General features: G+C 67.7%; 30 protein-coding genes and 2 pseudogenes. 21 read left to right on the top strand and 11 right to left on the bottom strand.

Annotated features, from left to right (window positions below; all coding sequences use genetic code 11):
* The 5 genes and pseudogenes from BN2156_RS30775 to BN2156_RS30275 form a co-directional block, all read left to right on the top strand.
* Nucleotides 1–457: pseudogene (locus BN2156_RS30775) on the top strand (DUF6779 domain-containing protein); the annotation flags it as partial.
* 80 nt (nucleotides 458–537) lie between these two features.
* Nucleotides 538–1,506, top strand: coding sequence for a Rossmann-like and DUF2520 domain-containing protein (locus tag BN2156_RS30290; protein ID WP_090518514.1), 969 nt, complete (start codon nucleotides 538–540; stop codon nucleotides 1,504–1,506).
* Complete coding sequence (gene panC / locus BN2156_RS30285) at nucleotides 1,503–2,303, top strand: pantoate--beta-alanine ligase (protein ID WP_090518513.1); 801 nt, start codon at nucleotides 1,503–1,505, stop codon at nucleotides 2,301–2,303. The genes BN2156_RS30290 and panC overlap by 4 nt, the downstream gene beginning before the upstream one ends.
* Nucleotides 2,303–2,719, top strand: a complete 417-nt coding sequence (panD, locus tag BN2156_RS30280) for an aspartate 1-decarboxylase (protein WP_090518512.1) — start codon at nucleotides 2,303–2,305, stop codon at nucleotides 2,717–2,719. Before panC ends, panD begins: the two co-directional genes overlap by 1 nt.
* On the top strand, nucleotides 2,719–3,534 hold the full coding sequence (locus tag BN2156_RS30275) for a type III pantothenate kinase (RefSeq protein ID WP_090518511.1): 816 nt from the start codon (nucleotides 2,719–2,721) through the stop codon (nucleotides 3,532–3,534). Before panD ends, BN2156_RS30275 begins: the two co-directional genes overlap by 1 nt.
* Here the strand turns inward: BN2156_RS30275 and BN2156_RS30270 are convergent, their stop codons facing one another.
* Nucleotides 3,535–4,773 (bottom strand): alanine racemase, encoded by a 1,239-nt coding sequence (locus tag BN2156_RS30270; RefSeq protein ID WP_090518510.1) that lies wholly within the window; start codon nucleotides 4,771–4,773, stop codon nucleotides 3,535–3,537. It abuts the gene before it with no gap.
* Between the two features lie 23 nt (nucleotides 4,774–4,796).
* Between BN2156_RS30270 and lysS the strand changes: the two genes are divergently transcribed.
* The 6 genes and pseudogenes from lysS to BN2156_RS30240 all read left to right on the top strand — a co-directional run bounded on the left by lysS (nucleotide 4,797) and on the right by BN2156_RS30240 (nucleotide 9,381).
* The gene (gene lysS / locus BN2156_RS30265; RefSeq protein WP_090518509.1) at nucleotides 4,797–6,320 is read left to right on the top strand and encodes a lysine--tRNA ligase; all 1,524 of its coding nucleotides are present in this window, start codon (nucleotides 4,797–4,799) and stop codon (nucleotides 6,318–6,320) included.
* A gap of 131 nt (nucleotides 6,321–6,451) precedes the next feature.
* The gene (locus BN2156_RS30260; protein WP_407661760.1) at nucleotides 6,452–6,709 is read left to right on the top strand and encodes a histone-like nucleoid-structuring protein Lsr2; all 258 of its coding nucleotides are present in this window, start codon (nucleotides 6,452–6,454) and stop codon (nucleotides 6,707–6,709) included.
* Nucleotides 6,640–7,620 (top strand): annotated as a pseudogene (locus BN2156_RS30255) (AAA family ATPase); the annotation flags it as partial. The gene BN2156_RS30260 and the pseudogene BN2156_RS30255, both read left to right, overlap by 70 nt.
* Before the next feature lie 211 nt (nucleotides 7,621–7,831).
* Nucleotides 7,832–8,047 (top strand): CbtB domain-containing protein, encoded by a 216-nt coding sequence (locus tag BN2156_RS30250; protein ID WP_090518508.1) that lies wholly within the window; start codon nucleotides 7,832–7,834, stop codon nucleotides 8,045–8,047.
* A gap of 24 nt (nucleotides 8,048–8,071) precedes the next feature.
* Entirely contained in the window at nucleotides 8,072–8,839 is a 768-nt protein-coding gene (locus tag BN2156_RS30245) for a CbtA family protein (RefSeq protein ID WP_090518507.1), read from the top strand.
* Entirely contained in the window at nucleotides 8,836–9,381 is a 546-nt protein-coding gene (locus tag BN2156_RS30240; RefSeq protein WP_090518506.1) for a histidine phosphatase family protein, read from the top strand. The genes BN2156_RS30245 and BN2156_RS30240 overlap by 4 nt, the downstream gene beginning before the upstream one ends.
* On the opposite strand, the gene BN2156_RS30235 is transcribed toward BN2156_RS30240, so the two are convergent.
* Together BN2156_RS30235 and mhuD are read right to left on the bottom strand one after the other, a co-directional pair.
* Nucleotides 9,378–10,745: a serine hydrolase gene (locus BN2156_RS30235; RefSeq protein ID WP_210436729.1), complete on the bottom strand. Its 1,368-nt coding sequence runs from the start codon at nucleotides 10,743–10,745 to the stop codon at nucleotides 9,378–9,380. The genes BN2156_RS30240 and BN2156_RS30235 overlap by 4 nt on opposite strands.
* Complete coding sequence (gene mhuD, locus BN2156_RS30230) at nucleotides 10,720–11,037, bottom strand: mycobilin-forming heme oxygenase MhuD (protein ID WP_036391477.1); 318 nt, start codon at nucleotides 11,035–11,037, stop codon at nucleotides 10,720–10,722. The genes BN2156_RS30235 and mhuD overlap by 26 nt, the downstream gene beginning before the upstream one ends.
* A gap of 39 nt (nucleotides 11,038–11,076) precedes the next feature.
* Here mhuD and BN2156_RS30225 point away from each other — a divergent pair, with 39 nt between their 5' ends.
* The gene (locus BN2156_RS30225; RefSeq protein ID WP_090518505.1) at nucleotides 11,077–11,838 is read left to right on the top strand and encodes an alpha/beta fold hydrolase; all 762 of its coding nucleotides are present in this window, start codon (nucleotides 11,077–11,079) and stop codon (nucleotides 11,836–11,838) included.
* On the opposite strand, the gene BN2156_RS30220 is transcribed toward BN2156_RS30225, so the two are convergent.
* Nucleotides 11,821–12,051: a hypothetical protein gene (locus BN2156_RS30220; protein ID WP_090518504.1), complete on the bottom strand. Its 231-nt coding sequence runs from the start codon at nucleotides 12,049–12,051 to the stop codon at nucleotides 11,821–11,823. The genes BN2156_RS30225 and BN2156_RS30220 overlap by 18 nt on opposite strands.
* A gap of 71 nt (nucleotides 12,052–12,122) precedes the next feature.
* On the opposite strand from BN2156_RS30220, the gene BN2156_RS30215 reads away from it, so the two are divergent.
* Entirely contained in the window at nucleotides 12,123–13,094 is a 972-nt protein-coding gene (locus BN2156_RS30215; RefSeq protein WP_090518503.1) for a GlxA family transcriptional regulator, read from the top strand.
* Nucleotides 13,095–13,098: 4 nt separating this feature from the next.
* On the opposite strand, the gene BN2156_RS30210 is transcribed toward BN2156_RS30215, so the two are convergent.
* Both BN2156_RS30210 and BN2156_RS30205 read right to left on the bottom strand, forming a co-directional pair.
* Nucleotides 13,099–13,365, bottom strand: a complete 267-nt coding sequence (locus BN2156_RS30210; RefSeq protein WP_235625543.1) for a hypothetical protein — start codon at nucleotides 13,363–13,365, stop codon at nucleotides 13,099–13,101.
* Nucleotides 13,366–13,465: 100 nt separating this feature from the next.
* Entirely contained in the window at nucleotides 13,466–14,338 is an 873-nt protein-coding gene (locus BN2156_RS30205; RefSeq protein WP_090518501.1) for an iron-sulfur binding domain-containing protein, read from the bottom strand.
* Nucleotides 14,339–14,363: 25 nt separating this feature from the next.
* Between BN2156_RS30205 and BN2156_RS30200 the strand changes: the two genes are divergently transcribed.
* The gene (locus tag BN2156_RS30200) at nucleotides 14,364–14,984 is read left to right on the top strand and encodes a carbonic anhydrase (protein WP_090518500.1); all 621 of its coding nucleotides are present in this window, start codon (nucleotides 14,364–14,366) and stop codon (nucleotides 14,982–14,984) included.
* 75 nt (nucleotides 14,985–15,059) lie between these two features.
* Nucleotides 15,060–15,833 carry a hypothetical protein gene (locus BN2156_RS30195; protein ID WP_210436728.1) on the top strand — a complete coding sequence of 258 codons (774 nt, stop codon included), beginning with the start codon at nucleotides 15,060–15,062 and terminating at the stop codon, nucleotides 15,831–15,833.
* A 1-nt stretch (nucleotide 15,834) separates the two neighbouring features.
* Here the strand turns inward: BN2156_RS30195 and disA are convergent, their stop codons facing one another.
* From disA to BN2156_RS30180, 3 genes are all read right to left on the bottom strand, one after another.
* Entirely contained in the window at nucleotides 15,835–16,953 is a 1,119-nt protein-coding gene (disA, locus tag BN2156_RS30190) for a DNA integrity scanning diadenylate cyclase DisA (protein WP_036442452.1), read from the bottom strand.
* Nucleotides 16,954–16,974: 21 nt separating this feature from the next.
* Nucleotides 16,975–18,381 (bottom strand): DNA repair protein RadA, encoded by a 1,407-nt coding sequence (gene radA, locus BN2156_RS30185; protein WP_090518499.1) that lies wholly within the window; start codon nucleotides 18,379–18,381, stop codon nucleotides 16,975–16,977.
* A gap of 80 nt (nucleotides 18,382–18,461) precedes the next feature.
* Nucleotides 18,462–19,040, bottom strand: a complete 579-nt coding sequence (locus BN2156_RS30180; RefSeq protein WP_090518498.1) for a copper chaperone PCu(A)C domain-containing protein — start codon at nucleotides 19,038–19,040, stop codon at nucleotides 18,462–18,464.
* Between the two features lie 297 nt (nucleotides 19,041–19,337).
* Here BN2156_RS30180 and carD point away from each other — a divergent pair, with 297 nt between their 5' ends.
* The 5 genes from carD to rlmB are packed head-to-tail and all read left to right on the top strand — an operon-like array spanning nucleotide 19,338 to nucleotide 23,348.
* Nucleotides 19,338–19,826 carry an RNA polymerase-binding transcription factor CarD gene (carD, locus tag BN2156_RS30175; RefSeq protein WP_029369378.1) on the top strand — a complete coding sequence of 163 codons (489 nt, stop codon included), beginning with the start codon at nucleotides 19,338–19,340 and terminating at the stop codon, nucleotides 19,824–19,826.
* Nucleotides 19,827–19,832: 6 nt separating this feature from the next.
* Complete coding sequence (gene ispD / locus BN2156_RS30170) at nucleotides 19,833–20,513, top strand: 2-C-methyl-D-erythritol 4-phosphate cytidylyltransferase (RefSeq protein ID WP_090518497.1); 681 nt, start codon at nucleotides 19,833–19,835, stop codon at nucleotides 20,511–20,513.
* Nucleotides 20,507–20,983 (top strand): 2-C-methyl-D-erythritol 2,4-cyclodiphosphate synthase, encoded by a 477-nt coding sequence (gene ispF, locus BN2156_RS30165; protein WP_090518496.1) that lies wholly within the window; start codon nucleotides 20,507–20,509, stop codon nucleotides 20,981–20,983. The genes ispD and ispF overlap by 7 nt, the downstream gene beginning before the upstream one ends.
* Nucleotides 20,984–21,002: 19 nt before the next feature.
* Nucleotides 21,003–22,403 carry a cysteine--tRNA ligase gene (gene cysS, locus BN2156_RS30160; RefSeq protein WP_090518495.1) on the top strand — a complete coding sequence of 467 codons (1,401 nt, stop codon included), beginning with the start codon at nucleotides 21,003–21,005 and terminating at the stop codon, nucleotides 22,401–22,403.
* A complete protein-coding gene (gene rlmB / locus BN2156_RS30155; protein ID WP_090518494.1) occupies nucleotides 22,404–23,348 on the top strand; it encodes a 23S rRNA (guanosine(2251)-2'-O)-methyltransferase RlmB in 945 nt (314 codons plus the stop codon).
* Nucleotides 23,349–23,422: 74 nt separating this feature from the next.
* Here the strand turns inward: rlmB and BN2156_RS30150 are convergent, their stop codons facing one another.
* Nucleotides 23,423–24,688, bottom strand: coding sequence for an SLC13 family permease (locus BN2156_RS30150; protein ID WP_090518493.1), 1,266 nt, complete (start codon nucleotides 24,686–24,688; stop codon nucleotides 23,423–23,425).
* Nucleotides 24,689–24,759: 71 nt separating this feature from the next.
* On the opposite strand from BN2156_RS30150, the gene BN2156_RS30145 reads away from it, so the two are divergent.
* Nucleotides 24,760–25,737 (top strand): glycerophosphodiester phosphodiesterase, encoded by a 978-nt coding sequence (locus BN2156_RS30145; protein ID WP_090518492.1) that lies wholly within the window; start codon nucleotides 24,760–24,762, stop codon nucleotides 25,735–25,737.
* Here the strand turns inward: BN2156_RS30145 and BN2156_RS30140 are convergent.
* A complete protein-coding gene (locus BN2156_RS30140) occupies nucleotides 25,730–26,653 on the bottom strand; it encodes an MBL fold metallo-hydrolase (RefSeq protein WP_090518491.1) in 924 nt (307 codons plus the stop codon). The two genes, BN2156_RS30145 and BN2156_RS30140, sit on opposite strands and share 8 nt — an antisense overlap.
* Nucleotides 26,654–26,658: the final 5 nt, after the last annotated feature.

Genomic DNA, 26,658 nt, shown 5'->3' with positions numbered 1-26,658 from the left:
CCAGTGGATCCCGGCCGGCGCACCCGGCAGCAACTGGGCTGCGCCGGTGGCGCAGAACGGCGCCGCCACCGAATACGTCGGCAGGCGCCGCGCCCCCGAATCGACGCCCGCGGCAACTCCGGCCCCCGAATCCGCCCCGGCGCCCGAACCGACTCCCGCGCCCACCCCGGCTCCCGCCATGTCGCCAGGTCAGGCCCCTGAGCCACCCCGCGGCCGGCATTCCGCCGCAGCCGAGACCGCCGATCCCGGTCGGCCCTCGCCTGCACATTCCCCGGCATTGGCCACCGAATCGTCGCAACCGCCGGAGCCGCCGCGGCGGGCCTCGCGGCACCGCAGCGAAGCCGAGCCCGAGCCGGCGAACGGGCATCATGCCGACGGGCAGTCCGTGAACGAGCTGCTCGCACGGTTTCAGTCCGCCCCTGCTGAAGGCGGGCGTCGCAGGCGCCGCGAGGAGTGAGCTAGTCTCGTGACGACCGTCCGGTACCCGCAAAGCGGGACTGGAACGAGAAAACTATTCATCCTGTGAGGTCGTCTGCGATGGAGCAGCCCCCTGCAAACGGGTGGTCCCCTCCTGAGGGATTACGTCCCGCGCGGCTCAGTGTCGGCATCATTTCGGCCGGCCGGGTCGGCACGGCGCTCGGCTATGCCCTGGAGCAGGTCGAGCACGTGGTGGTGGCCTGCAGCGCGATCTCCGAGGCGTCGCGGCTGCGGGCGCAGCGCCGGCTGCCCGAGACCGCGATCCTTCCCGTCCCCGACGTGGCGCAACGGGCGGAACTCCTGTTGTTGACCGTCCCGGATGCCGAGCTGCCGTCTCTGGTGTCCGGCCTGGCCGCCACCGGTGTGGTCCGGCCCGGCACGATCGTGGTGCACACCTCCGGCGCGAACGGGGTCGCGGTGCTGGCCCCGCTGACCGAGCAGGGGTGCATCCCGCTGGCCGTCCATCCGGCGATGACGTTCACCGGCTCCGACGAGGACATCGCACGGCTGCCCGACACCTGCTTCGGCATCACCGCGGCCGACGAGGTCGGTTACGCGATCGGGCAGTCGCTCGTGCTGGAGATCGGCGGCGAGCCGTTCCGGGTGCCCGAGCATGCCCGGACGCAGTACCACGCGGCGCTGGCCCATGCCAGCAATCACCTCGTCACCCTGGTGCTCGACGCGGTCGACACGCTGCGGGCCTCCCTGCGCGGTCAGGAACTGCTCGGTCAGGAACTCGTCGTCGACGCGCCCGGTGGCCTGCCCGAACGGGTGGTGGGCCCGCTGGCCCGGGCCGCGCTGGAGAACGCGCTGCAACGCGGTCAGGCCGCGTTGACCGGGCCTGTTGCCCGCGGCGACGCGGCCGCCGTCGGCGCGCACCTGGACGCGCTACACGCATTGGATCCCCAACTGGCCCAGGCGTATCGGGCCGATTCACTGCGTACCGCCCAACGCGCCCACGCGCCCGCGAGCGTGCTCGCAGTCTTGGAAACAGGCCCGGAAACCAGCCCCGAAACGAGTCAAGGATGACCCACAGCAACCCACCGAAGTTCGTCGCAGGCGAGCTGAACGTCTACTCGGCACCCGCCGATGTCGCAGCGGTCACCCGCGCCCTGCGAACCAGCGGGCGCCGGGTCACCTTGGTACCCACCATGGGTGCGCTGCACGAGGGTCACCTGACGCTGATCCGTGCGGCCAAGCGGGTTCCCGGTGCGGTCGTGGTGGTGTCGATCTTCGTCAATCCGCTGCAGTTCGGCGCGGGAGAAGATCTCGACGCCTACCCGCGCACGTTGGACGAGGACCTGGCCGCGCTGCGCGCCGAAGGGGTCGAGATCGCCTTCACCCCAACCGGTTCGGCGATGTACCCGGACGGGCCGCGCACCAGCGTGCAGCCCGGACCGGTCGGTGGCGAACTCGAAGGGGCCTCGCGCCCAGGTCATTTCGCCGGGGTGCTCACGGTCGTGCTCAAGCTGCTCCAGATCGTCCGGCCGGACCGGGCCTTCTTCGGTGAGAAGGACTATCAGCAACTGGCCCTGATCCGGCAGATGGTCGCCGATCTCAACATCGACGTGCAGATCGTCGGGGTTCCCATCGTCCGGGAGTCCGACGGCCTGGCGATGTCGTCGCGTAACCGCTATCTCGACGCCGACGAGCGTGAACAGGCGGGCGCGCTGTCGGCGGCGCTGCTGGCCGGCAAGTACGCCGCCCGGCTGGGCCGAACTCGTCTGCTGGACAACATCTCCGTCGACATCGGAGCATCCGCGGGCATCGACGGACACCCCCGCGTCGGCGACGGCGACAACCATGAACTGCCCTGGAGGAACTGATGCAACGCACCATGCTCAAATCCAAGATCCACCGCGCCACGGTGACGCAGGCCGACTTGCACTACGTGGGCTCGGTGACCATCGACGCCGATCTGATGGAGGCGGCCGATCTGCTCGAAGGCGAGCAGGTGACGATCGTCGACATCGACAACGGTGCCCGGCTGGTGACATATGCCATCACCGGTGAGCGTGGCACCGGCGTGATCGGGATCAACGGTGCCGCAGCGCATCTCATCCACCCGGGCGATCTGGTCATCCTGATCGCCTACGGAGTGATGGAGGATGCCGAGGCCCGCGCCTACCAGCCGCGGATCGTGTTCGTGGACGCCGAGAACAAGCAGATCGATCTCGGCGACCACAGCCATGACCCCGCGTACGTCCCCGAGGACGCATCCGAACTGATGTCGCCGCGCTGATGCTGCTCGCCATCGACGTCCGTAACACCCACACCATCGTCGGGTTGATCTCCGGTTCGGGTGATCATGCGAAAGTGGTGCAGCAGTGGCGGATCCGGACCGAATCCGAGGTGACCGCCGATGAGTTGGCGCTCACCATCGACGGGCTGATCGGTGATGCCGCGGACGAACTGACCGGGGCTGCCGGGCTGTCCACCGTGCCCTCGGTGCTGCATGAGGTGCGGCTCATGCTCGAGCAGTACTGGCCGGCCGTGCCGCATGTGCTGATCGAGCCCGGCGTGCGTACCGGCATCCCGCTGTTGGTCGACAACCCCAAGGAGGTCGGCGCCGACCGGATTGTGAATTGCCTTGCCGCCTACCACAAATACGGCACCGCCGCGATCATCGTCGACTTCGGCTCGTCGATCTGCGTCGACGTGGTGTCGGCCAAGGGGGAGTTCCTGGGCGGCGCGATCGCACCCGGCGTGCAGGTGTCCTCCGACGCCGCGGCCGCCCGCTCGGCCGCGCTGCGCCGGGTCGAACTGACCCGTCCACGCTCGGTGATCGGCAAGAACACCGTCGAATGCATGCAGGCCGGTGCGGTTTTCGGGTTTGCCGGACTGGTCGACGGGCTGGTCAACCGGATCCGCGAGGACGTCGACGGCTTCTCCGGCAGCGATGTGGCGGTGGGGGCAACCGGCTACACCGCACCGTTGGTGCTGCCCGACCTGCGCACGGTCGAGCACTACGACCGTCACCTGACCCTCGACGGCCTGCGCCTGGTGTTCGAGCGCAACCGCGACAGCCAACGCGGCCGGCTCAAGCCGGCCAGATGATCAGAAGAACGTCCGCACCAATGAGATGACCCGGTCTTCGTCGTCGAGCACCGGGATCAGCTGCCACTTGTCGAACGTCGTGCACGGGTGCGAGATTCCGAACGGCAGCCACGCTCCCACCGGCGCCTGATCCTCGTCGCCCAGTTCAACGAAGGCGTGCTGGTCGTTGAGTCTGACCACCGAACTGCCTGGCAGGCTCAGCGGCACCGGCAGCCCGGCATCGAAGGACACGTCACGACGGCCCATCGTCACCAGCGCCAGTCCGGGTTCGGGCCGCGACGCCACCTGCGCCCACACCTGCAGGGCGGGCCGCAGCTCAAGCGGTGAGGTCCGGGCATAGAGGCCGTTGTCGTGGGTCAGGTAGCACCCGCTGCGCAGGATCGTGCGCACCGACATCCCGGCCGGCCAGCCGCCGGCGAGTTCGTCGGCGACCGCATCGGGATAGGTACTGCCGCCGGCGGTGACGATCACGGTGTCGGCCTCGAACAAATGCGCCAGCCGTACAGTCGCGGCCCGCATGTCCCGAAGATAGGCCCGCACCCCGTCGACGGCATCCGGGCTCACATCCTGTCCGGTGGACGCCTCATAGCCGGCCACCCCGACCAGCCGCAGCCGTGGACTCGCGGCCACTGCGCGGGCCACGGCATCGATCTCGGCGTCGGTGCGGCAGCCGGTCCGGCCACCGGCCATCCCGACCTCGACACACACATCGAGCCGCCGCCGCGCCCCGGCCAGCCCCGCCGTCATCAATTCGACCCCGGCAGGAGAATCGACCCAGCACACCGCGTGAAAGTCCGGATCCGCATCGAGTTCGGCCGCCAGCCAGGCCAGGCCCGCGAGGTCGACGACCTCGTTGGCCAGCACCACGTCGCGGGCACCGAATGCCCGGAAGACCCGGACCTGGCTGATGGTCGCGGCGGTGACGGCGCATGCACCCGCCCCGAATTGGCGGGCCAGCAGCTGCGGGGCCATATGGGTCTTGCCGTGCGGCGCCAATTCGACGCCGCGGTCGGTACACCAATTCGCCATTGTTGTGAGGTTGTGCACAAGCGCGGATTCCCGCAGAACGCATACCGGACCTGAGGGACCCGACGGTCCGTCGTCGAAGAAAGCCGGGCGCGATGAGCTGACCTGCGCCGCAGTCTGCCCCCACCAGGTCGCGGGGATGCCCTTGAACCGCCAGTCGAGTGGCTCGTGGTCGAGGGCGGCCAGCTTGTCGGCGTGCAATTGTGCGCTCACGTGTTCATTTAAGCTGGCATTCTGTGAGCCCAGCCGATCGCGATGACGCGTCCCAGTCCCAGGCCGACCTGCCCGAGCAGTTCCGGATTCGTCAGGCCAAGCGGGAACGGCTGCTGGCCGAGGGGCGCGAGCCCTATCCGGTAACCGTCCCGCGCACGCACACGCTTGCCGAGCTTCGCAGCGCCCACCCGGACCTGGCCGCCGACACCCAGACCGGCGAGATGGTCGGCGTCTCGGGCCGGGTGGTGTTTGCCCGGAATTCCGGCAAGTTGTGCTTCGCGACGTTGCAGGAGGGCGACGGCACCCAGTTGCAGGCAATGATCAGCCTGGCCCAGGTGGGCCAGGAGTCCCTCGATGCGTGGAAGGCCGACGTCGACCTCGGCGACATCGTCTTCGTCCACGGCGAGGTGATCAGCTCCAAGCGCGGTGAGCTCTCGGTGCTCGCCGATTCGTGGCAGATGGCGGCCAAGGCATTGCGGCCGCTTCCGGTTGCTCACAAGGAAATGAGCGAAGAAACCCGAGTGCGTCAGCGCTACGTCGATCTCATCGTGCGGCCCGAGGCGCGCAGCATCGCGCGGCAGCGGGTCGCCGTCGTGCGGGCCGTGCGTTCGGCACTGGAACGGCGCGGTTTCCTCGAGGTCGAGACGCCGATGCTGCAGACATTGGCCGGCGGGGCCGCGGCCCGGCCGTTCATCACCCATTCCAATGCGCTCGACGTCGATCTGTACCTGCGCATCGCACCGGAACTGTTCCTCAAACGTTGCATCGTCGGTGGATTTGACCGGGTTTTCGAGTTGAATCGGAACTTTCGCAACGAAGGTGTCGATTCCACGCACTCGCCGGAATTCTCGATGTTGGAGACATATCAGGCCTACGGTGACTACAACGATTCCGCGGTAGTCACGCGCGAACTTATTCAAGAAGTTGCCGACGAGGCGATCGGAACCCGTCAGGTGCCATTGCCTGATGGCACTATCTACGATCTCGACGGGCAATGGGACACATTGGAAATGTATCCTTCGTTGTCCGAGGCGCTCGGTGAGGAGATCACGCCCGACACATCAGTTGAGTACTTGTGGCGTATTGCCGAGGGGCTCGAGCTTGAGATTCCGCGTGACCGTGGCTATGGGCACGGAAAATTGGTCGAAGAACTCTGGGAACACTCCGTGGGCGAGAAGCTGTGGGCGCCGACGTTCGTGCGCGACTTCCCGGTGGAGACCTCACCGCTGACCCGGGCTCACCGCAGCATTCCGGGCGTGACCGAGAAATGGGACCTCTACATTCGGCGTTTCGAACTGGCCACGGGATATTCCGAACTCGTCGACCCGGTAATCCAGCGGGAGCGGTTCGAAGCCCAGGCTCGCGCCGCCGCCGCAGGCGATGACGAAGCAATGGTTCTCGACGACGATTTCCTCGCCGCATTGGAGTACGCGATGCCACCGACCACTGGTACCGGAATGGGTATCGATCGGTTGTTGATGGCGTTGACGGGGTTGTCTATTCGGGAGACTGTTTTGTTCCCGATTGTTCGTCGTCACAGTAGCTGAGCCAGAGCAACCGAACAGTCTGATCCACGTCTTGTTGGAAATGTGCGCGTTTTGTGGCACATTAGGGCGCGGGTGCATGGATACTCAGCGGTAGTCACCAATGCGTAAGCAGAAGGGTTCGGTGCGGGGTAATGGCGAAGAAAGTGACCGTCACGTTGGTCGACGATTTCGACGGTGAAGCAACCGCTGATGAGACCGTTGAATTCGGCCTCGACGGCGTCACCTATGAGATCGACCTTTCCTCCAAGAATGCCACCAAGCTCCGTAACGATCTGAAGCAGTGGGTCGAGGCCGGACGCCGGGTCGGCGGGCGCCGGCGCGGATCATCGGCCAGGAGGATGCCGTCAAGGCCGTCTCCAAGGCGATCCGCCGCACCCGCGCCGGTCTGAAGGACCCGAAGCGTCCGTCGGGCTCGTTCATCTTCGCCGGCCCGTCCGGTGTCGGTAAGACCGAGTTGTCCAAGGCGCTGGCCAACTTCCTGTTCGGTGACGACGACGCGCTCATCCAGATCGACATGGGTGAGTTCCACGACCGCTTCACCGCGTCGCGGCTGTTCGGTGCCCCTCCGGGATACGTCGGCTACGAAGAGGGCGGCCAGCTCACCGAGAAGGTGCGCCGCAAGCCGTTCTCCGTCGTGCTGTTCGACGAGATCGAGAAGGCCCACCAGGAGATCTACAACAGCCTGTTGCAGGTCCTGGAGGACGGCCGTCTCACCGACGGTCAGGGCCGCACGGTCGACTTCAAGAACACGGTGTTGATCTTCACCTCCAACCTGGGCACTTCCGACATCAGCAAGGCTGTCGGACTGGGCTTCAGCCAGGGTGGTGGCGAGAACAACTACGAGCGGATGAAGCAGAAGGTCAACGACGAGCTCAAGAAGCACTTCCGGCCTGAGTTCCTCAACCGCATCGATGACATCATCGTGTTCCACCAGCTGACGCAGGACGAGATCATCCAGATGGTCGACCTGATGATCGGCCGGGTCGGCAACCAGCTCAAGGCCAAGGACATGGCCATGGAGCTGACCGACAAGGCCAAGGCCCTGCTGGCCAAGCGTGGCTTCGATCCGGTGCTGGGTGCCCGCCCGCTGCGGCGCACCATCCAGCGCGAGATCGAGGACCAGCTGTCGGAGAAGATCCTCTTCGAAGAGCTCGGCCCCGGTCAGCTGGTGACGGTCGATGTCGAGGGCTGGGACGGCGAAGGCGCCGGCGAGGACGCGAAGTTCACGTTCTCCGGTGCGCCCAAGGCGGCCGGCTCCGACGGTCCGGATCTGGCCAAGGCCGCAGCCACCGCGGAATAAGTTCATCCGAGAAACGCCCCCGCCATTTCCGGCGGGGGCGTTTTTCGAATGCGCGATGGGGTGATTTCCTGCGCTGTGGTTAGGATGCTGCTGTAATCGACAGGCAAAAGGAATCTGGTGAGACTCCAGAACGGCCGCGCCACTGTTAACAGTCAGACCCTTACCTGTCACGACACGGACTGGGACGCGAATTCCCGGAAAGGACCTCTCGATGACTTCCACTGACGCGCGCAAGGGCCAGGCCCGGCCGATCGACCTGTCGGCGACCAAGGCGGTGCTCTGGCTGACCCTCACTGCCTTCGTGGCGCTGCTGGCCCTGTACTTCGTCGGGATGGACCAAGGCGCAACGTCCGTTCTGGGCAACAACACCTACGTGCACGAGTTCGTGCATGACGCGCGGCACCTGCTCGGGTTCCCCTGCCACTGACCCGCGGTCGAGACAACCGAGTCAATGGAAAAACAGATCATCGGGCGCGGCATTCTGGCCGGCGCCCTGGCTGGCGTGTTCGCCTTCATCTGGGCGAAGCTCCTGATCGAGCCGATCATCGGTCGAGCGATCGATTTCGAGAGCGGCGTCGGTGCGGCACATGAGGCGGCAGAGCATTCACATGGTGCCGGCGGGCATTCCCACGGCGGCGGCGAAAGTGCCGAGGTGTTCACCCGCGGCGTGCAGTCCAACATCGGCATGGGTTTCGGCGTCCTGATCTTCAGCGTGGCGATGGGCGCCCTGCTGGCCGTCGTGTTCTGCGCGGTGTACGGCCGGGCGAACGTGTCCGCGCGGGCGTTGGCGGCGCTGACAGCCGGCGGCATGCTGGTCTCGCTGTGGATCGTCCCGGCGCTCAAGTACCCGCCCAATCCTCCGGCGGTCAGCCTTGAGGAGACCATCCAGCAGCGCACCCTGCTGTACCTGCTGCTGGTCGTACTCTCGGCGGCGTTGTTCGTCGGTTCGGTCCTGCTGGCCCGCCGGCTCATGCCGAAGCTGGGGGCGTGGAATGCCGGCTTGATCGGCGCCGCGGACTACGTGGTGTCGATGGCTGTGGTGTTCCTGATCCTGCCGGGCATCCATGAGACCCCGTCGGCGTTCCCGGCCGACGACCTCTACGAGTTCCGGTTGTATTCGCTGGGCACCCAGGTGGTGATCTGGGTGACGCTCGGGCTGGTGTTCGGGGCGCTGGCCGCCAAGGTGCTCGAGGGCAAACGGGAGCAACTGGCCGCGTGAGTGAGGTCGTCCGGCTGACGTTGGTGTCACATGCCATGACCGATGCCACGGCGGCCGGACGATTTCCCACCGATGAGCCGCTGAATGCGTTGGGTCATCGCCAAGCTGATGCCGCCGTCGAACTGGGCGTCATCGATGCCGCGTACTGCGGGCCGGAGAAGCGTGCCCGCCAGACCGCGGAGCTTCTGGGCGTCTCGGCGAACGTCGAACCCCGACTGGCCGATCTGGACTTCGGGAGCTGGCGTGGCGGTGTGCTGGGCGGGGTGCAGCCCGCGGACCTGGCGGTCTGGCTGACCGATCCGGCGCGGGCACCGCACGGCGGCGAATCCGTCGTCGATCTCGTCAACCGGGTGCAGGGTTGGCTGGACAGCCTTTCCCGCCAGCGAGGGCGGCTGGTCGCGGTGACCCACCCGGCGGTGGTCCGGGCGGCCATCCTGGCTGTGCTGGATGCACCGGCGAAGTCGTTCTGGCGCATCGATATTGCGCCGCTGAGCCGCACCGTGATGCATTTCCGCGGCCATGCCTGGACCCTGCGGAGCTAGTGCCCCACCGGTACCATCGCGAACGCTCGCTTGGCGATCGACAGCAGCCATCCCGCCGCCGTAGGGCTACGGAACTTCGGCCAGTTCAGCTGGAAACTGAACACCCACGGCTGCCCGGTGTAGTCCACCGCGTACCAGCTGAAGGTCAGGTCGCCGGGCAGGTTGCCGCCTTTGGCGCCGATGTAGCGCCACTTCGCCGGATCCGGGTCGATGCCCGGTAGCGCCGACAGGATGTCCTTCACCGGCGCGGCCGGCCCGACGGCGGAGGCCTGCAGGGCCGCATGCACTCGGCAGATGTCGGCGGCGCTGGCGAACCACTCCAGGCCGTCGTTGGAGGCCGGGGTGTGGGTGCGGTTCGGATCCGGGTCGTAGGGGCGGGCATTGGTCTGCTGCAGCAGTGCCACCCGGTCGGCGGGGGAGGCGTTGCGCCACTGGTCACGCAGGTTGGGCTGGCCCCAGCCGACCGAGAACACCTCGTGCATGGTCGGGAACGGGGTCATGCTGGCCGGATCGTGATGGCCCGCGGTCACCAGCGCACGTTCCACCGCGGCCGGACCCATCCGCTCGATCAGCAGATCGGTGGCCATGTTGTCGCTGGCCGAGATCATCTGCTGGGCGGCGGTCCGAACGGTGATCTGAGCGCCGGGCGGAAGTTTGTCGAGCCCGGCGGAGCCGAGCTTCTTGCCTTCCTTGGTGATCGTGAGGTGGTCGTTCCAACTCAGTGTGCCCGCCTTGACGGAATCCGAAACTGCAAGCAGCACATACAGTTTGAAGATCGAAGCCAGCGGCAGCGACATCTCGGTGTTGGTGCCCGCGACCTGCTCGCACTTGCCGTTGTTCACCTTGGACACCCGGTAGGAGTAGCGGGCGCCCGACTTGGTCAGCTCGGTGTCGATGTCCGACCATTTCTCGATCCTCGGCGGCACCAGCGTGACGTCGAAGCGGTCGACCAGGCCGACATCGTTGGTCCTCAGTTCGATGTCCTGGGCGACGTTGTAGGACGTCAGCACATGGAGGGTCGCCTGCGCGGCCCCGATGTCCACCGAGGTGAGTGTGAACGGGCGGTCCCACCAGATGGAGTCCATCTTGGTGCCGACCAGGTCGACCTTCTCGGGTGTGGCCAGGGTGCGCACACCGATCGGGCCGATCGGCCAGTCGGAGTTGAGCATGTCCATGGTCTGCTTGGCCCGCAGACCCGGCGGGGTGATGGTGTCGATATGGGCGCCGTAGGACACTTCGGCCGCGGGCGCGACTTTGGGCGAACAGCCACAGGCCAGGGCCGCGGCGACCGCTGCGATGGCCGTCAGGCCGATCGTGCGGTGCAGCGTCCGGCCGCGGCTACGCCTGGGCAGCGGGCCCTGCAACGTCCAACACAACCTCGAACTCCAGCAGCGACGCGCCGGTGGCCACAGGCTTTGCCTGCTGACCCTTGTGTGCCTCGACTGCGGGACCCGAAGCCCAGGCCTGGAAGGCCTCTTCGGTTTCCCACTGCGTCACCACGAAGTAGCGGTCTTCACCCTTGACCGGGCGCAGCAACTGGAAGCCGAGGAAACCGGGCTGATTGTCGACGGCATGTGCACGGTGCGCGAACCGCTTCTCCAGTTCCGGGCCGGCGTTGGGCGGGACCTCGATGGCGTTGATCTTCACGACGGGCATGGTGTTCAGGTTACCGTGGCTGCCCGGCAAGATAACGGGATGGTCACAGATCTGCTCACCCTTCGAGGGGGGCACGGCGAGCCCATCGTCCTGGTGCACGGGCTGATGGGACGCGGTAGCACGTGGTCACGCCAATCGCCGTGGTTGAGCGGGCTGGGCGAGGTCTACACCTATGACGCGCCGTGGCACCGCGGGCGCGATGTGGTCGATCCGTATCCGATCAGCACCGAGCGTTTCGTCGAAGATCTCGGCGACGCCGTGGCCGGGCTCGGGCGGCCGGTGATGTTGGTGGGGCACTCGATGGGTGCGTTGCATTCCTGGTGTCTGGCCGCGGCTCGCCCGGAACTGGTCAAAGCGGTGGTGGTCGAGGACATGGCCCCTGATTTTAGGGGCCGCACCACCGGGCCCTGGGAGCCGTGGGTGCATGCCCTCCCGGTCGAATTCGGTTCGGAGCAAGAGGTTTACGACGAGTTCGGGCCTGTCGCCGGTCGCTACTTCCTGGAGGCGTTCGACCGGACCGCCACCGGCTGGCGGCTGCACGGATACCCGCAGTGGTGGCTGGACATCGCGGCCCAATGGGGGACACGGGACTACTGGCAACAGTGGCGCGACGTGCCGGTGCCGACCCTGCTGATGGAGGCGGGCAACTCGGTGGCGCCGCCCGGGCAGATGCGCCGGATGGCCGAGATCGGGCAGGACACAAGGTATCTGCACGTTCCGGGTGCGGGTCATCTGATCCATGACGACACGCCCGAGGTCTACCGCGAGGCGGTCACCGGGTTTCTAACGGCGTTCGCCTAGGGCGCCGGCGCTCGGCCACGACGGCTGGTGCTCGAAGCGGGTGCGTATCGCGTCCAGATCGTGGCTCGCGCGGTAGCTCTCGTAGTCGGGCTGGCCGGAGTCGAACAGATCGAGGCGGAACCGCAGGATATTGCTGCGCTGCGCCGCCCAGGCCACTGCCGCGGCGACCGCGAATGGTGAGATCAGGATGATCAGAGCGAGTGCAACAGTCATGGCAGTAATTGTTGTTGGGAAGATATCCCGCCAACAGTGGCAGCGCTGACACCTTGCGATAAAATGCTGCCATGCTGAGAAGCGTCTCCACACTGGTGCTCGATGGTCTGGCAGTTTTCGAGTTCGGGGTCATCTGTGAGGTTTTCGGGATCGACCGGTCCGCGGACGGGGTGCCGAACTTCGACTTCAAGGTGTGCGGCCCCGAGCCGGGCAGGCCGGTGCGGACGTCGGTCGGTGCGACGCTGACTCCCGAACACGGCCTCGATGCCCTCCACGGTGCGGACCTGGTGGCGATCCCCGCCATCGGTGGCTCGGACTACCTGCCCGAGGCGTTGGAGGCCGTGCGGGCCGCCGCCGATGCGGGCTCGATCATCCTGACCGTGTGCTCGGGGGCATTCCTGGCCGGTGCGGCGGGCCTGTTGGACGGCAGGCCGTGTACGACGCACTGGATGCACGCCGACGAGCTGGCGCGGAAATATCCCACCGCGCACGTGGACCGCAACGTCCTGTTCGTCGACGACGGCAATCTGATCACCAGTGCGGGCACGGCGGCCGGGATCGATGCGTGCCTGCACCTGGTACGCCGTGAGCTCGGCAGCGAGGTGACCAACAAGATCGCCCGGCGAATGGTGGTGCCACCGCAACGCGACGGCGGGCAACGCCAGTTCATCGATCAGCCGATTCCGGTCAGGTGTTCGGAAGGCTTTGCCCCGCACCTGGATTGGATCATGGACAACCTCGACAAGCCGCACACGGTGACGACGCTGGCCAGGCGATCGGCGATGTCCACGCGCACCTTCGCCCGCCGGTTCGTCGAAGAGACCGGCACCACGCCCATGCAGTGGATCACCGATCAGCGGGTGCTGTACGCGCGCAGGCTGCTCGAGGAGTCCGACCTGGACATCGACCGGATCGCCGGACAGGCCGGGTTCGGTACCGCGACGCTGCTGCGTCATCACTTCCGCCGCGTCATCGGAGTGACACCGTCGGACTACCGGCGCCAATTCGCCTGCGGCGCAGCCGAAGAAGCCGTCACGGCGTGACGGATCAGCCGTCGGGCTGGCAGGACACGTTGACGTAGACCGTGGTGTTCCGGGACGGATCGATCCGGTATCCGTCCTCATCGATGTTGGTGTCGGCCAACCCGTGCACCCCGGTCACCCGGCAATTCGAAAGGGCCGTATTGGCATTCGAGTTGACCTGCACGTGATAGCCGCGGCTCTGGAGGTCGCGCACGGTGTCGGCGGCCGAGCCGACGCCGGCCGGTGCGGCATTGGCCTGCGCCGCGAGTCCCAGACCCAGTCCCAAACCCATTGCTGTACACGCAAAAGTCGCGAAGAATTTGCTTGACATAGATCCGTTCTATGTGAAGCGACTCCAAAATTGGGTGCTGCGGCCGGGATTCATGCCGACCTCATGTAATTTCGCCCTCGCCCGCCAGGGCGAACAGGCCATCCGTGGTCTGCTCCACCAGCCCGTCGACCAGTAGCGAATCCAGCGCCCGGTCGCGTTGGGCGGTGTCCGACAGCCAAACCACGTCCAGTTGGGCGCGGGTCACCGGGTTACTGCTGCCGCGCAGGACGTCCAGCAGCTTGCCGCGCACCTGGCGATCGGTTCCGGCGTAGCGCTGCACCCGTTTGGTGACGGTCGCGGCGGGATAACCCGCGGCGCGCCAACGGCACCGGCTCAACGGGCAGCGGCCGCACTGCGGCGCACGAGCCGTGCACACCACCGCACCGAGCTCCATCAGTGCGGCCGAGAACGTCGGCGCGGTCGGGCCGGCCGGCAACAGTGCGGCCACGTCGTCGAGGTCGCGGGCCCGGGCGGGGGCGTCGGCCTGGCCGCGCAGCACCCGGGTGACCACGCGGCGCACATTCGTGTCGACCACCGGAACGCTGGCCGAATATGCGAAACAGGCCACCGCGCGTGCGGTGTAGGCGCCGATGCCGGGCAAGGTCAGCAGCGTGTCGACGTCGGTCGGCACCTCGTCGCCGTACTCGCCTGCGATCACCACCGCGCACTCGTGCAGGCGTTTGGCCCGGCGCGGGTAACCGAGCTTGCCCCAGGCGCGCAGCACCTCGGCCGATCCGGCGGCGGCCGTGGCCGACGGCGTGGGCCACCGTTCGATCCAGGCCAGCCAGATCGGTTCGACCCGCGCAACCGGCGTCTGCTGCAGCATGAACTCGCTCACCAGGATCTGCCACGCGGAAACGCCTGGTCGGCGCCACGGCAGGTCACGCTGGGCGGATTCATACCAACCTACTAATTCGCCCGGGTCGATGCTCATGGGCGTCTCATGCAAAATGGCTGATATGCCCAATTCGAATCCGGTGTCCGCATGGAAGGCACTCAAGGACGGTAACGCTCGCTTCGTCGCAGGCGAACCGCAGCACCCCAGCCAGGACATCGCCCGTCGAGCGAAGCTGACACAGGGGCAGAAGCCCACCGCCGTGGTGTTCGGCTGCGGTGACAGTCGCGTGGCCGCGGAGTTGCTGTTCGACCAGGGCCTGGGCGACATGTTCGTGGTGCGTACCGCCGGCCACGTCATCGACAACGCGGTGCTCGGCTCCATCGAGTACGCGGTCTCCATCCTGGAGGTCCCGCTGATCGTGGTCCTTGGCCATGACAGCTGTGGTGCGGTCAAGGCCGCCATCACCGCCCTCGACGAGGGGCAGGTGCCCGGTGGCTACGTGCGCGACATCGTGGAGCGGGTGACCCCGTCGATCCTGATGGGGCGTCATGCCGGTCTGAGCCGGGTCGACGAGTTCGAGGCCTATCACGTCAAGGAGACGGTCAACCAGCTGCAGATGCGGTCGGCCGCGATTTCTGCCGGTCTGGCCGCCGGTACACAGGCCATCGTCGGCGCCACCTACCACCTGTCCGACGGTCACGTGGAACTGCGCAGCCACCTGGGCAACATCGGCGAAGCCTGAGAATTTCGCTGGAGGCTCTCGACACGCCGAGTCGCCTCGGGCGACTGCGCATGACCTGGGCTTACCGTGAAAGCCGTGTTGGATCTCGAACCTCATGGGCCACTGCCCGCGCAGATTTACTGGCGGCGCCGCGCGCTGGCCATCGGACTCGCGGTGGTCGTCGTGGGGATCATCGCCGCGATCGTCGCGGTGATCGTGACCAGCAGCTCCGGAGCCGAGACCAAGTCCGCTGACGAATCCGCCGCCACCGCGGCCCCGCCTACTCCGCTTCCAGGGGAGAACCCCGAGGTCAAGACCCCGGTGGTGCCGCCGGCTCAGCATGCGCCGCCGCCGACGGCCACGCCGACCGCCGCGGTAACGCCGCCGCCGTTGCTCAAAGAGGGCGACGACTGCCCGGATTCCACACTCGCGGTCAAGGGCATCACCAGCCAGCCCGAGTATGTGGTCGGTGATCAGCCGAAGTTCACCATGGTGGTGACCAATATCGGCCTGGTGGCCTGCAAGCGTGACGTGGGCGCCGCGGTGCTGGCGGCCTACGTGTACTCGCTGGACAACAACCGGCTGTGGTCGAACCTGGACTGCGCGCCGTCCAACGAGACCCTGGTGAAGACGTTCAACCCGGGTGAGCAGGTGACCACCGAGGTGACCTGGACCGGCATGGGGTCGGCACCGCAGTGCCCGATGCCACGTCAGCCGATCGGGCCGGGCACCTACAACCTGATGGTGCAGCTGGGCAATCTCAGATCGGCGCCGGTGCCGTTCATCCTGGCCCAACCCAATCCGCAGCAGCCCGCGCCACCGCCCGCCGAGGGCGCACCCGCGGCTGAGGTGCCCGCGCCGGGCAACTGATTCAGGCCAACCGGTCGGCGATCGTCGACTCGGCCAGCAGGGACAGCCCCTCCCGGATGTGTCGCGCCCACATCGACCCGATGCCGTCTACCGACTGCAGATCGTCCGCGCTCGCGGCCAGCAGCCCCTGCAGTGAGCCGAACGAGCGGACCAGCAGATCGACGTGGGCGAACTGCAGACGTGGGATGCCCGCCATGGCGCGGTAGCCGCGCGAGCTCATCGCCGAGTCCTGCGCCTCGGCGGTCGACGGATATCCGAAAACCCTTGCCAGCGTGGTGAAGTCGAGCAGCTCGCTGTCGGTGAGGGCGTCCAGCTCATCGAGTGTCGCGTGGACCTGAGCGGCGGTCGGCGGATCCGGCAGGGCGTGGTAATCCCGCACGATCAGCTCGCGGGCGGCCTCGTTGTCGCCGACGAGTTCGTCGAGTTGCAGTTTGAGCTGGCGCCCGTCGGTGCCGAGTTCGACGACGTCGGCGTCGATCTCAAGGCTGATTCGGCGCACCATCTCCAGCCGCTGCACCACGGTCATCACGTCGCGCAACGTCACGAAGTCCTCGATCTCGGCGGTGGACAGCTGCTTGCTGACCTCGTCGAGCCGGCCCTTGTAGCGCTCCAATGTGGCGATGGTCTGGTTGGCCCGCGACAGGATGGTCGCCGAGTCGGGCACCACGTGCCGCTCCCCGGCGACGTAGACCGTCACGATGCTCATCGAATGGCTCACCGAGATCACGGGATAGCCGGTCTGGATGGCGGTGCGCTCGGCCGAGCGGTGGCGGGTGCCGGACTCGTCGGTGGGGATCGAGGGATCCGGGACCAGCTGGACGTTGGCCCGCACGATCCGGCTGCCGTCGCTGGACAGCACCACCGCGCCGTCCATCTTCGACAGCTCGCGCAGCCGGGTGGGGGCGTAACGCACGTCCAGGGCGAACCCGCCGTCGCAGATGGTCTCCACGCTGTCGTCGTAACCCAGCACGATCAGCGCACCCGTCTTGCCGCGCAGGATGCGTTCCAGGCCGTCACGCAGCGGGGTGCCCGGCGCCAGCCGGCCGAGGGTCTCTCGTAGCGTCGGCCGAGCCAGATGCACGACGGTGCGGCTGGTCCTGGCGCCGGAGTTCACGGCCATCAGTTCTCCTAGGGTCGGCCGCTATTGTCCGTGATGGGATTGATTGCTGGCAATCGCGATGTCCTTGAGTGCCCGTAATGCCGCCCCGATGTGATCGACGGTGATGACGCGCAGCCCCGCGGGCGCGCTGGTGACCCCGGGCGGCACCACGGCAATGTTGAACCCCAGCCGGGCGGCCTCGGCCAGCCTGCGATCCATGCCGGTGACCCGGCGCAGATCGCCGACGAGCCCCACCTCACCGATCACCACCGCGTTCATCGGCAACGCGATGTCGAGATAGGCCGATGCGACGGCCACCGCCACGGCCAGGTCCGAGGACGGGTCCGTCAGCCGCATGCCGCCGACGGTGGACAGGTAGATGTCGTTGTTGCCGATCGGCAGGCTGCAGCGGGTCTGGAGCACCGCGCCGATCATCGCCGCGCGGGCCGAGTCGATCCCGCTGACGACCCGGCGGGGCGGCCCCACCGGCGGGGCGACGAGTGCCTGTACCTCACCGATCATGGGGCGCTTGCCGTCGAGGGTGACCGTGATGGCCGTGCCCGGGACCGCCGCCGGGCGCTGGTCGAGGAACAGTCCGGACGGATCGCTGACGCACTCGATTCCGTTGTCGTGCATCTGAAAACAGCCGACCTCGTCGGCGGCGCCGAACCGGTTCTTGACCCCGCGCACCATGCGCAGGCTCGACGCGTGATCACCCTCGAAGTGCAGTACCACGTCGACCAGGTGCTCCAGCGAACGCGGACCGGCGATGGCGCCGTCCTTGGTCACGTGGCCGACCAGGATCATGGCGACCGCCGGGTCGCCGACGGCGGTCTTGGCGTGGCCCGTCAGCGCCGTCGTCACCGCGCGCACCTGCGTGACCCCACCGGTCACACCGTCGGCCTCGGTGGTCGACATGGTCTGCACCGAGTCGACGATGACCAGGCTGGGCTTGACCTCTTCGATGTGGCCGAGGGCGATCTGCAGATCGGATTCGCCTGCCAGATAGACGTTCTCGTGCGTGCAGCCGGTGCGTTCGGCACGCAGCCGGATCTGGCCCGCGGACTCTTCCCCGGACAGGTACAGCGCGCGGCGGCCGGTGTGCGCCCAGCGGTTGGCCACCTCGAGGAGCAGGGTGGACTTGCCGACGCCGGGTTCCCCGGCCAGCAGCGTGACCGAACCGGCCACCAGACCGCCGCCCAGAACCCGGTCCAGCTCGGTGACACCGGTGGCGTAATGCCGCGTGATGCCCGGGTCGATCGCGGTGATCGGCACCGCCGGGGACGTCGGGGCAACCGAACGGCGCACCGGGCTACCGACAGAGGCGAGTGTTGCTACTTCGTCGACCGTTCCCCACGTGCCGCAATTGGCGCAGCGGCCCACCCATTTGGGGGTGGCGTGCTGACATTCCGAGCAACGGTATTGCGAACGTACTTTCGAAGCGGCCACGCCGTGACACTAACGGTTGGCCCCGACAACGGCGGTGTGCACGCGCCGGTCAGGGCCTCCGCGGTCAGAGCGGCGTCAGATCAGTGATGGCCACCGGCTTCGGCAGCCTCGGCGGGCTCCTCACCGGTCTGGTCGCGCCGGGGTGCCTCGCCGGCCGAGATCGGCACGGCCACCGTCGTCTCACCGTTCTCGAACTTGAAGGTGAAGTCGTAGAGCAGGCCGTTGGTGACCGGCTTGGTCAGCGTGACCTTCGCGGTCACGGCGTCGGCGGCCTCGGTCTTCTCCAGCGGCTTCAGCTGGCCGTCGGGCTCGCCGACGATGAGCACGCCGCCGGCCGGGATGGTCTGATCACCGGTCAGTGCCACGTCGCCGACGGTGGTCTTGATCGAGACGAGCTTGTTGGGGGCCTCGGTGGATCCGTTGGCTGCGACGAACAGCAGTTCGGCCTCGGAGCCGGGCTCGACGTAGTCCTTCTGCTGCGGCGCGCGCAGGTGCACGTTGCGCAGCGAGATCGCGCCGGCCTGTGCGTTGACGCCGTTGACGGCGGGCTCCTGGGTCGCCGTCTGGGAGACCTGCCCGGCGCTGCAACCGGTGAGAACGGCTGCGGTCAGGCCACATGCGGCCAGACCGGCCGAGGCGCGCATTGCGAAGCGGTTCACTCAAGCCTCCTGAGCTGGGTCGGCGTACTTCGACTATGCACAGTAGTAGGTGGCGTCGGCGGGTGGAATGCGAGGGCCGGGCAGTTGGGGCCCCAGGCGGCTCGAGAACAGGTGGCTCAGGCCCGCAACCGCTTTGCGGGGGCACCCATTTCGGGTGCTCGGAGGGCTCGGGGGTTGCACGCTTTCGTCACCATGTCAACCCCTGTTCTTCACCTGCAGTGCCCCTGACCTGCGCAGTTGGTGCGCGTGTGATCCAGGCCCGTGTTAGCATGGAGTAGCGAAAGGGGCTCGAATCAGATGATTTTCAAGGTCGGAGACACCGTCGTCTATCCACACCACGGTGCTGCGTTGATCGAGGCGATCGAAACCCGGACCATCAAAGGCGAGCAGAAGGAATATCTCGTACTGAAGGTCGCCCAGGGTGATCTGACCGTTCGAGTACCCGCAGAGAACGCCGAGTACGTCGGAGTCCGCGACGTCGTGGGCCAAGAAGGCCTCGACAAGGTTTTCCAGGTGTTGCGTGCTCCGCACACCGAAGAGCCGACCAACTGGTCACGCCGCTACAAGGCCAATCTCGAGAAGCTGGCTTCCGGTGACGTGAACAAGGTTGCCGAGGTTGTCCGCGATCTGTGGCGTCGGGATCAGGAACGCGGCCTGTCCGCGGGTGAGAAGCGAATGCTGGCCAAGGCCCGGCAGATTCTGGTCGGCGAGCTTGCGCTGGCCGAGAACACCGATGACGCCAAGGCGGAGACCATGCTCGACGAGGTTTTGGCTGCCGCGTCCTGACGCGTCGTGGCAACAACTGTCGCGGTCGTCCCGGCCGCCGGCTCTGGTGAGCGGCTAGGCGCGGGCAGACCCAAAGCGTTCGTCAATCTGGGGGACAAACCCCTGCTGGAGCATGCCCTGGATGGGCTGCTGGCTTCAGGGGTGATCGACAAGGTCGTGGTCGCGGTACCGCCTGCGCTCACCGATGAGGCCATCTTGGTGTTCGGGGAGCGCGCGCAGATCGTGGCCGGGGGAGCCGACCGCACCGAATCGGTGGCGCTGGCCTTAGACGCGCTGGCAGCCGCAGGCGATCCCGATTTCATCCTCGTGCACGACGCCGCCCGGGCGTTGACCCCTGCGGCGCTGATCGCCCGGGTGGTCACTGCGCTGGCCGACGGGCACGCCGCCGTCGTTCCCGGCCTCCCGCTGGCAGACACGATCAAGGCGGTCGACGCCAACGGTGCCGTGCTGGGGACACCTGAGCGCGCCGGTCTGCGGGCCGTGCAGACCCCGCAGGGATTCCGGACCGACGTGTTGCGTCGCGCCTATCAGCGAGCCGGTGCCGGCGCGGTCACCGACGACGCCTCGCTCGTCGAACAGATCGGTACGCCGGTGCAGATCGTCGAGGGCGACCCACTGGCGTTCAAGATCACCACGCCGCTGGACCTGTTGCTCGCCGAGGCCGTCATGGAGCGTGACGCATGTTGATTCCGAGGGTCGGGCTGGGAACCGACGTCCACCCGATCGAGCCGGGGCGGCCTTGTTGGCTGCTGTGTTTGGAATTCGAAGACGCCGACGGCTGCGCCGGACATTCCGACGGCGACGTTGCCGCGCACGCCTTGTGTGACGCGCTGCTCAGCGCGGCGGGCCTGGGCGACATCGGCGGCGTCTTCGGCACCGACCGGCCGGAATGGCGCGGGGTCACCGGCGCCGACATGCTGCGGCACATCCGCGGTTTGGTGCAGGCCGCGGGCTTCGAGATCGGCAATGCCACCGTGCAGGTGATCGGCAACCGGCCCAAGATCGGGCCGCGCCGCGACGAGGCGCAGCGGCTTCTGTCGGAGCTGATCGGGGCGCCGGTGTCGGTGTCGGCCACCACTACCGACGGCCTCGGGCTGACCGGACGGGGTGAAGGATTGGCCGCGATTGCCACGGCGTTGCTAGCTACTGCTGAATAGCCCGGTAAGCTGGCACGTCGTGACCGAACTGCGGCTGTACGACACCATGGCGGGTGCCGTACGAGACTTCGTACCGCTGCGGCCGGGGCACGCTTCGATCTACCTGTGCGGTGCCACCGTCCAGGGGTTGCCGCATATCGGTCATGTCCGTAGCGGAGTCGCGTTCGATGTGCTGCGCCGCTGGCTGACCGCCAATGGATACGACGTTGCGTTCATCCGCAACGTCACCGACATCGACGACAAGATCCTCAACAAGGCGGCCGACGCCGGCCGGCCGTGGTGGGAGTGGGCCGCGACGTACGAGCGGGCGTTCAGCGCAGCCTACGACGCGCTGGGCGTGCTGCCGCCGTCGGCTGAGCCGCGGGCCACCGGCCACATCACCCAGATGGTCGAGCTCATCGAGCGGCTGATCGAGCGGGGCCACGCCTACTCGGCGGGCGGCGACGTCTACTTCGATGTGCTGAGCCTGTCCGACTACGGCGCGCTGTCGGGCCACCGCATCGATGACGTGCACCAGGGTGAGGGTGTGGCGACCGGGAAGCGCGATCAGCGCGATTTCACGTTGTGGAAGGGCGCCAAGCCGGGCGAGCCGTCCTGGCCGACGCCGTGGGGCCGGGGCCGCCCCGGCTGGCACACCGAGTGCGTGGCGATGTGCGAGGCCTACCTGGGCGCGGAGTTCGACATCCACGCCGGCGGTATGGACCTGGTCTTCCCGCACCACGAGAACGAGATCGCCCAGGCGGTTGCCGCGGGTGACGGCTTCGCCCGGTACTGGTTGCACAACGGCTGGGTCACCATGGGCGGCGAGAAGATGAGCAAGTCGCTGGGCAACGTGCTCTCGATTCCCGCTGTACTGCAACGGGTTCGGGCTGCCGAGCTGCGCTATTACCTGGGTAGCGCGCATTATCGGTCCATGCTGGAATTCTCCGAGAATGCGCTGCAGGACGCGGTGAAGGCCTACAGCGGCATCGAAGACTTCCTGCACCGGGTACGCAACAGGGTCGGCGCCGTGGCCGTCGGCGACTGGACGCCGAAGTTCGCGGCCGCGCTACATGACGACCTCGCCGTTCCGATCGCTCTGGCCGAGGTCCATGCCGCCCGCGCCGTGGGCAACCGGGCGCTGGACGCCGGTGACCACGCGGGCGCCATGGCACAGGCCACCTCGATCCGGGCGATGATGGGCATCCTGGGCTGCGATCCGCTCGACGAGCGCTGGGAGTCCCGAGACGAGACCTCTGCCGCGCTGGCCGCGGTGGATGAACTGGTGCAGTGGGCCCTGGCGGGCCGTGCCGAGGCCCGGACCAATCGGGACTGGGCGGCCGCCGACGCCATCCGGGATCGGCTCAAGGCAGCCGGCATCGAGGTCACCGACACCGCAGACGGTCCTCAGTGGGCACTGGTGGACGGGAACGGAGCGTAGATGGCCGGGAATTCGCAGCGGCGCGGCGCAGTGCGCAAGCCGGGGACGAAGAAGGGGCCGACGGTCGGGTCCGGTGGCGTGCGGCGCCGCGGGCTCGAAGGCCGCGGGGCGACGCCACGGGCAGATCAGCGACCGCACCACCCGGCTGCCAAGAAGGCCGCCAAGGCGGCGCGTCAGGCGCAGGGGCGGCACAAGAAGACTGACGACACCGAGTTGGTGCTGGGCCGCAACCCGGTGGTGGAGTGCCTGCGGGCCAAGGTTCCGGCCACCGCGCTGTATGTCGCGCTGGGTGCGGAGGCCGACGAGCGGCTGACGGAATCCGTCCAGATCGCCGCCGACCGGGGCATCTCGATCCTGGAGGTGCAGCGCCACGATCTGGACCGGATGAGCTCGAATGCGTTGCACCAGGGCCTGGCCCTGCAGGTGCCGCCGTACGAATACGCCCACCCCGATGATCTGTTGAAGGCGGCCCGGGACGCCGGCGAGCCGGCGTTGCTGGTGGCGCTGGACAACATCTCCGACCCGCGCAACCTGGGTGCCATCGTGCGTTCGGTGGCCGCCTTCGGCGGGCAGGGTGTGGTGATCCCGCAGCGCCGCTCGGCATCGGTCACCGCCGTGGCGTGGCGCACCAGCGCCGGCGCCGCGGCCCGGACACCCGTGGCGCGGGCGACGAACCTGACCCGGACGCTGAAGAGCTACGCCGACGCCGGCCTGCAGGTGGTCGGTCTGGATGCCGGTGGTGACACCACGCTCGACGAGCTCGAGGGCAGCGGACCGATGGTCGTGGTGGTCGGCTCGGAGGGCAAGGGCCTGTCCCGGCTGGTGCGTGAGAATTGCGATGCGGTGGTGTCGATCCCGATGGCGGGGCCGACGGAATCGCTGAATGCCTCGGTGGCCGCCGGTGTGGTGCTCGCCGAGATCGCCCGCCAGCGCCGGAATCTCTAGTTTGACGTTCACTCTGCGGCTACGGCGCAGAAGTGCGAGTGCGGTCAGCCCTGACCGCAGAGTCAACGCCCGGACTAACCCCCGAGGACACGCAAGCTGACCCAAAGAGCCGCCACGGCGGCCACCAGGGTGAGCGGCGTGGTCACCAGCCCCACCCGGCTGAACTCGGTGAACCGAGCCGGCACGCCTTCGCGATGAACCACATTGCGCCACAGCAGGTTCGACAACGAGCCGATATAGGTCAGGTTGGGGCCGACGTTGACCCCGATCAGCACGGCCAGCACCGCCCCGGGCCCGGACGCCACCACCAGCGGCAGGAGCACCAGCACGGCGGGCAGATTGTTCACCAGATTGGCCAGCACGGCCGCCACGGCGGCGAAACCCAGTAGTGCGGGCAGCGAGTCGCCGACCGGGAGCACCCCGCGCATGGCGTCGCCGAGGCCGTTCTGCACGACCGCGTCGACCACGACACCCAGGCACAGTACGAACGCCAGGAACGGCACGTTGACTGCGCGTGCGATGCCGCCGATCGTGCTGCGCCGCTGGGCCAGACTGCGCACCCCGAGGACCAGCGCACCGGCCAGGGCGGCCCAGGCCGGGGACACATCGAATACCGAGGTCGCCACGAAACCTGCCAGCGTCAATCCCAGCACCACGAGCACGAACACCGGAATCTCGGGCGGCGGCGGCGCCACCTCGGTGGCCGGGCGGCTCAGCTCGCCTCGGAAAAGCAGTCGCAGCAAGACGAATTCGACCGCGATACCGGCCAGCCACGGCAGGGCCATCACCGCGCTGAACTGAGTGAACGACAAGCCGGCCACGGCGAAGGCCAACAGGTTCGTCAGGTTCGAGACCGGAAACAGCAGCGACGCGGAGTTGGCCAGATGCGCGCTGGCATAGGCATGCGGTCGCGGCGCGATCGACAGTGTGCGGGCGGTGGCCAGCACCACCGGGGTCAGCAGCACCACGGTGGCATCGAGGCTCAGCACCGCCGTCGTCGTCGCGCCGATCACAAACACCTTCGTCAGCAGCCGGCGCGGATCACCGTGGCTGGCACGGGCCATCAGCGTGCCCGCGGCGTGGAACAGGCCCTCGTCGTCGCACAGGTGGGCCAGCACCAGCACGGCCGCCAGGAACCCGACCACGGGCAGCAGGCGATTCACCTCGGCCAGGGCATCGTCCGGCGAGATGACGCCGACGACGATCAGCAGCCCGGCCGCCGGGAGCGCCACGACGGCCTCGGGCCAGCCCTCGGGCCGCGCCAGCGCGAACACCAGGACGACGGCCAGCAGCACCAGGGCCAGAAGCAACCGCGTGGATCCTTTCGGCCAGTCGAACATCCGATGACGATTCGCGCGGTCGGGCCACGCCGCCCTGACCGTACTCGGTTTGCTCGATAGCGTTGGTGACCATGCGTCCGGCTGTTCCGATGATCCTGTTGCTCGCTCTGGCCGCCGCGTTCGGGTCCGTCCCGCCGGCCGTCGCCGCGCCCGCCGGTTTCGACCTGCAGTCCCACCGCGGCGGACGCGGCGAGACCACCGAGGAGTCACTGCGGGCCTTCGCCAAGTCGTTGGAGCTTGGGGTGAGCACGCTTGAGCTCGACATCGTGCTCACCAAGGACAAGCAACCCCTGGTGTGGCACGACCCCCGGATCGACGAGACCAAATGCGCCGACACCGAACCGGCGTTCCCGGGCGACCCGATGTACCCGTACGTCGGCAAGCTGGTGCACGATCTGACGCTCGAACAGATCCGCACCCTCGACTGCGGCAAGTTGCTCAGCGGATTCCCAGACGCCGAGGTGGTACGCGGCAACAAGATTGCCACCCTGCCCGAGGTGTTCGCGCTGACCGACGCCTACCGTGCGGACGTCCGCTTCAACATCGAGACCAAGATCGAGGCCGACAAGCCGGAAACATCAGCCACCCCAGAGGAATTCGTCGGCGTGATCCTGTCCGCGGTGCGGGCGGCGGGCAAGGTCGGCAAGGTGGACATCCAGAGCTTCGACTGGCGCACACTGCCGTTGGTGCGCAGCGCCGAGCCGTCGATACCGCGGGTGGCGTTGTGGGACGACACGACGTGGGTACCCGGCTCGCCGTGGCTCGGCGGGGTGGATCCGGTCGTCACCCATGATCCGATCGTCGCCGCGCAGTCGATCGGCGCCAGCGCCCTCTCACCCCAATATCGGCTGGTGAACCGCGAGTTCGTGCAGCGGGCACACGCGCTGGGGCTCAAGGTGACTCCGTGGACCGTCAACGATCCGGCCGCCATGCGGGCGCTGATCGCGGACGGCGTCGACGGCCTCATCACCGATTATCCGACGCGGCTGCGCGGCGTGCTGGCCGATCTGGGTCTGCCACTGCCGCCGGCGTTTCAGCGGCTCAGCTGATCCACGGATCGGCACGCTCCCACAGCGTCGGCAGGTGCAGGCTGACTCCGTCGCGTTCGGCCAGCCGGGTCAGCACGCGCATCGAGACATCCAGGTCGTCGCCGGCAAAGGGCAACGCGCGCAACGGCTTGTGCAGCGGGCGGAAGAAGTCGTCCCAGTGGATCAGCACCACACGGTGCGCACCGACCGTGCGCACGGTTTCGGCCCAGTAGCTTTCGAAGTACGGCCCGGACTGCAGCCCCAACTGGCCGATCCCCAGGTAGACCACCTCGGCGCGCTGTCCGGCCAAGGCACCGGGCACCGCCCCGGCACTGCCGACGATCAGCAGGCTCCGATCGCTGGGCCGGTGACGCACCAGAGTCGACCAGGCCTCGCCGCACTTGTAGGCCGAGACTTTCACCGGCGGGACGACGGGCGCGGTGATGACACCCGGAAACCGGTCCGGTGGGCAGTGTTCGGACTCGAAGAGCGTCACGTCGTACGCGCCGAGGGTTTCGGCTGCACCCGGGGTCACCGTGACGATCCGATCGGGGGCCAGGCCTCCGCCGGCCCCGACCTGTGCGGTCGAGGTGCCGCCCACCAGCCGGGCGCCGGTGCGCTCGGCCACCACGGCCGAGTCCATGGCGTGGTCGAAGTGGGTGTGCACCGGCAGCACCGCGTCGAGTTTGTCGATGCCGAGGTGGGCCAGGCTGCCGTCGATGCGGGGCAGCGACGGCGTCAGCTTGCCGAGGCCGACGCTCAGCAGCCCGGGCCGGGAGAAGAACCCATCGGTGAGGACGGCCGAGGCGCCGTCGTCGACCAGCAGCGTGCTGACCCCGGCCCAGGTGATGGTGACCGGGGACTGCGGTGTGGCCGACGGCACGTCGAAGAACCGCGCATAGGGGGCCAGGTCGGGTCTGCCGGGCTTGAGCCGCATGGCTT

The organism is Mycolicibacterium neworleansense (assembly GCF_001245615.1).
Classification (GTDB): domain Bacteria; phylum Actinomycetota; class Actinomycetes; order Mycobacteriales; family Mycobacteriaceae; genus Mycobacterium; species Mycobacterium neworleansense.
The sequence above is the reverse complement of the archived record's forward strand: the minus strand, read 5'-3'. Positions and strand labels throughout refer to the sequence as shown.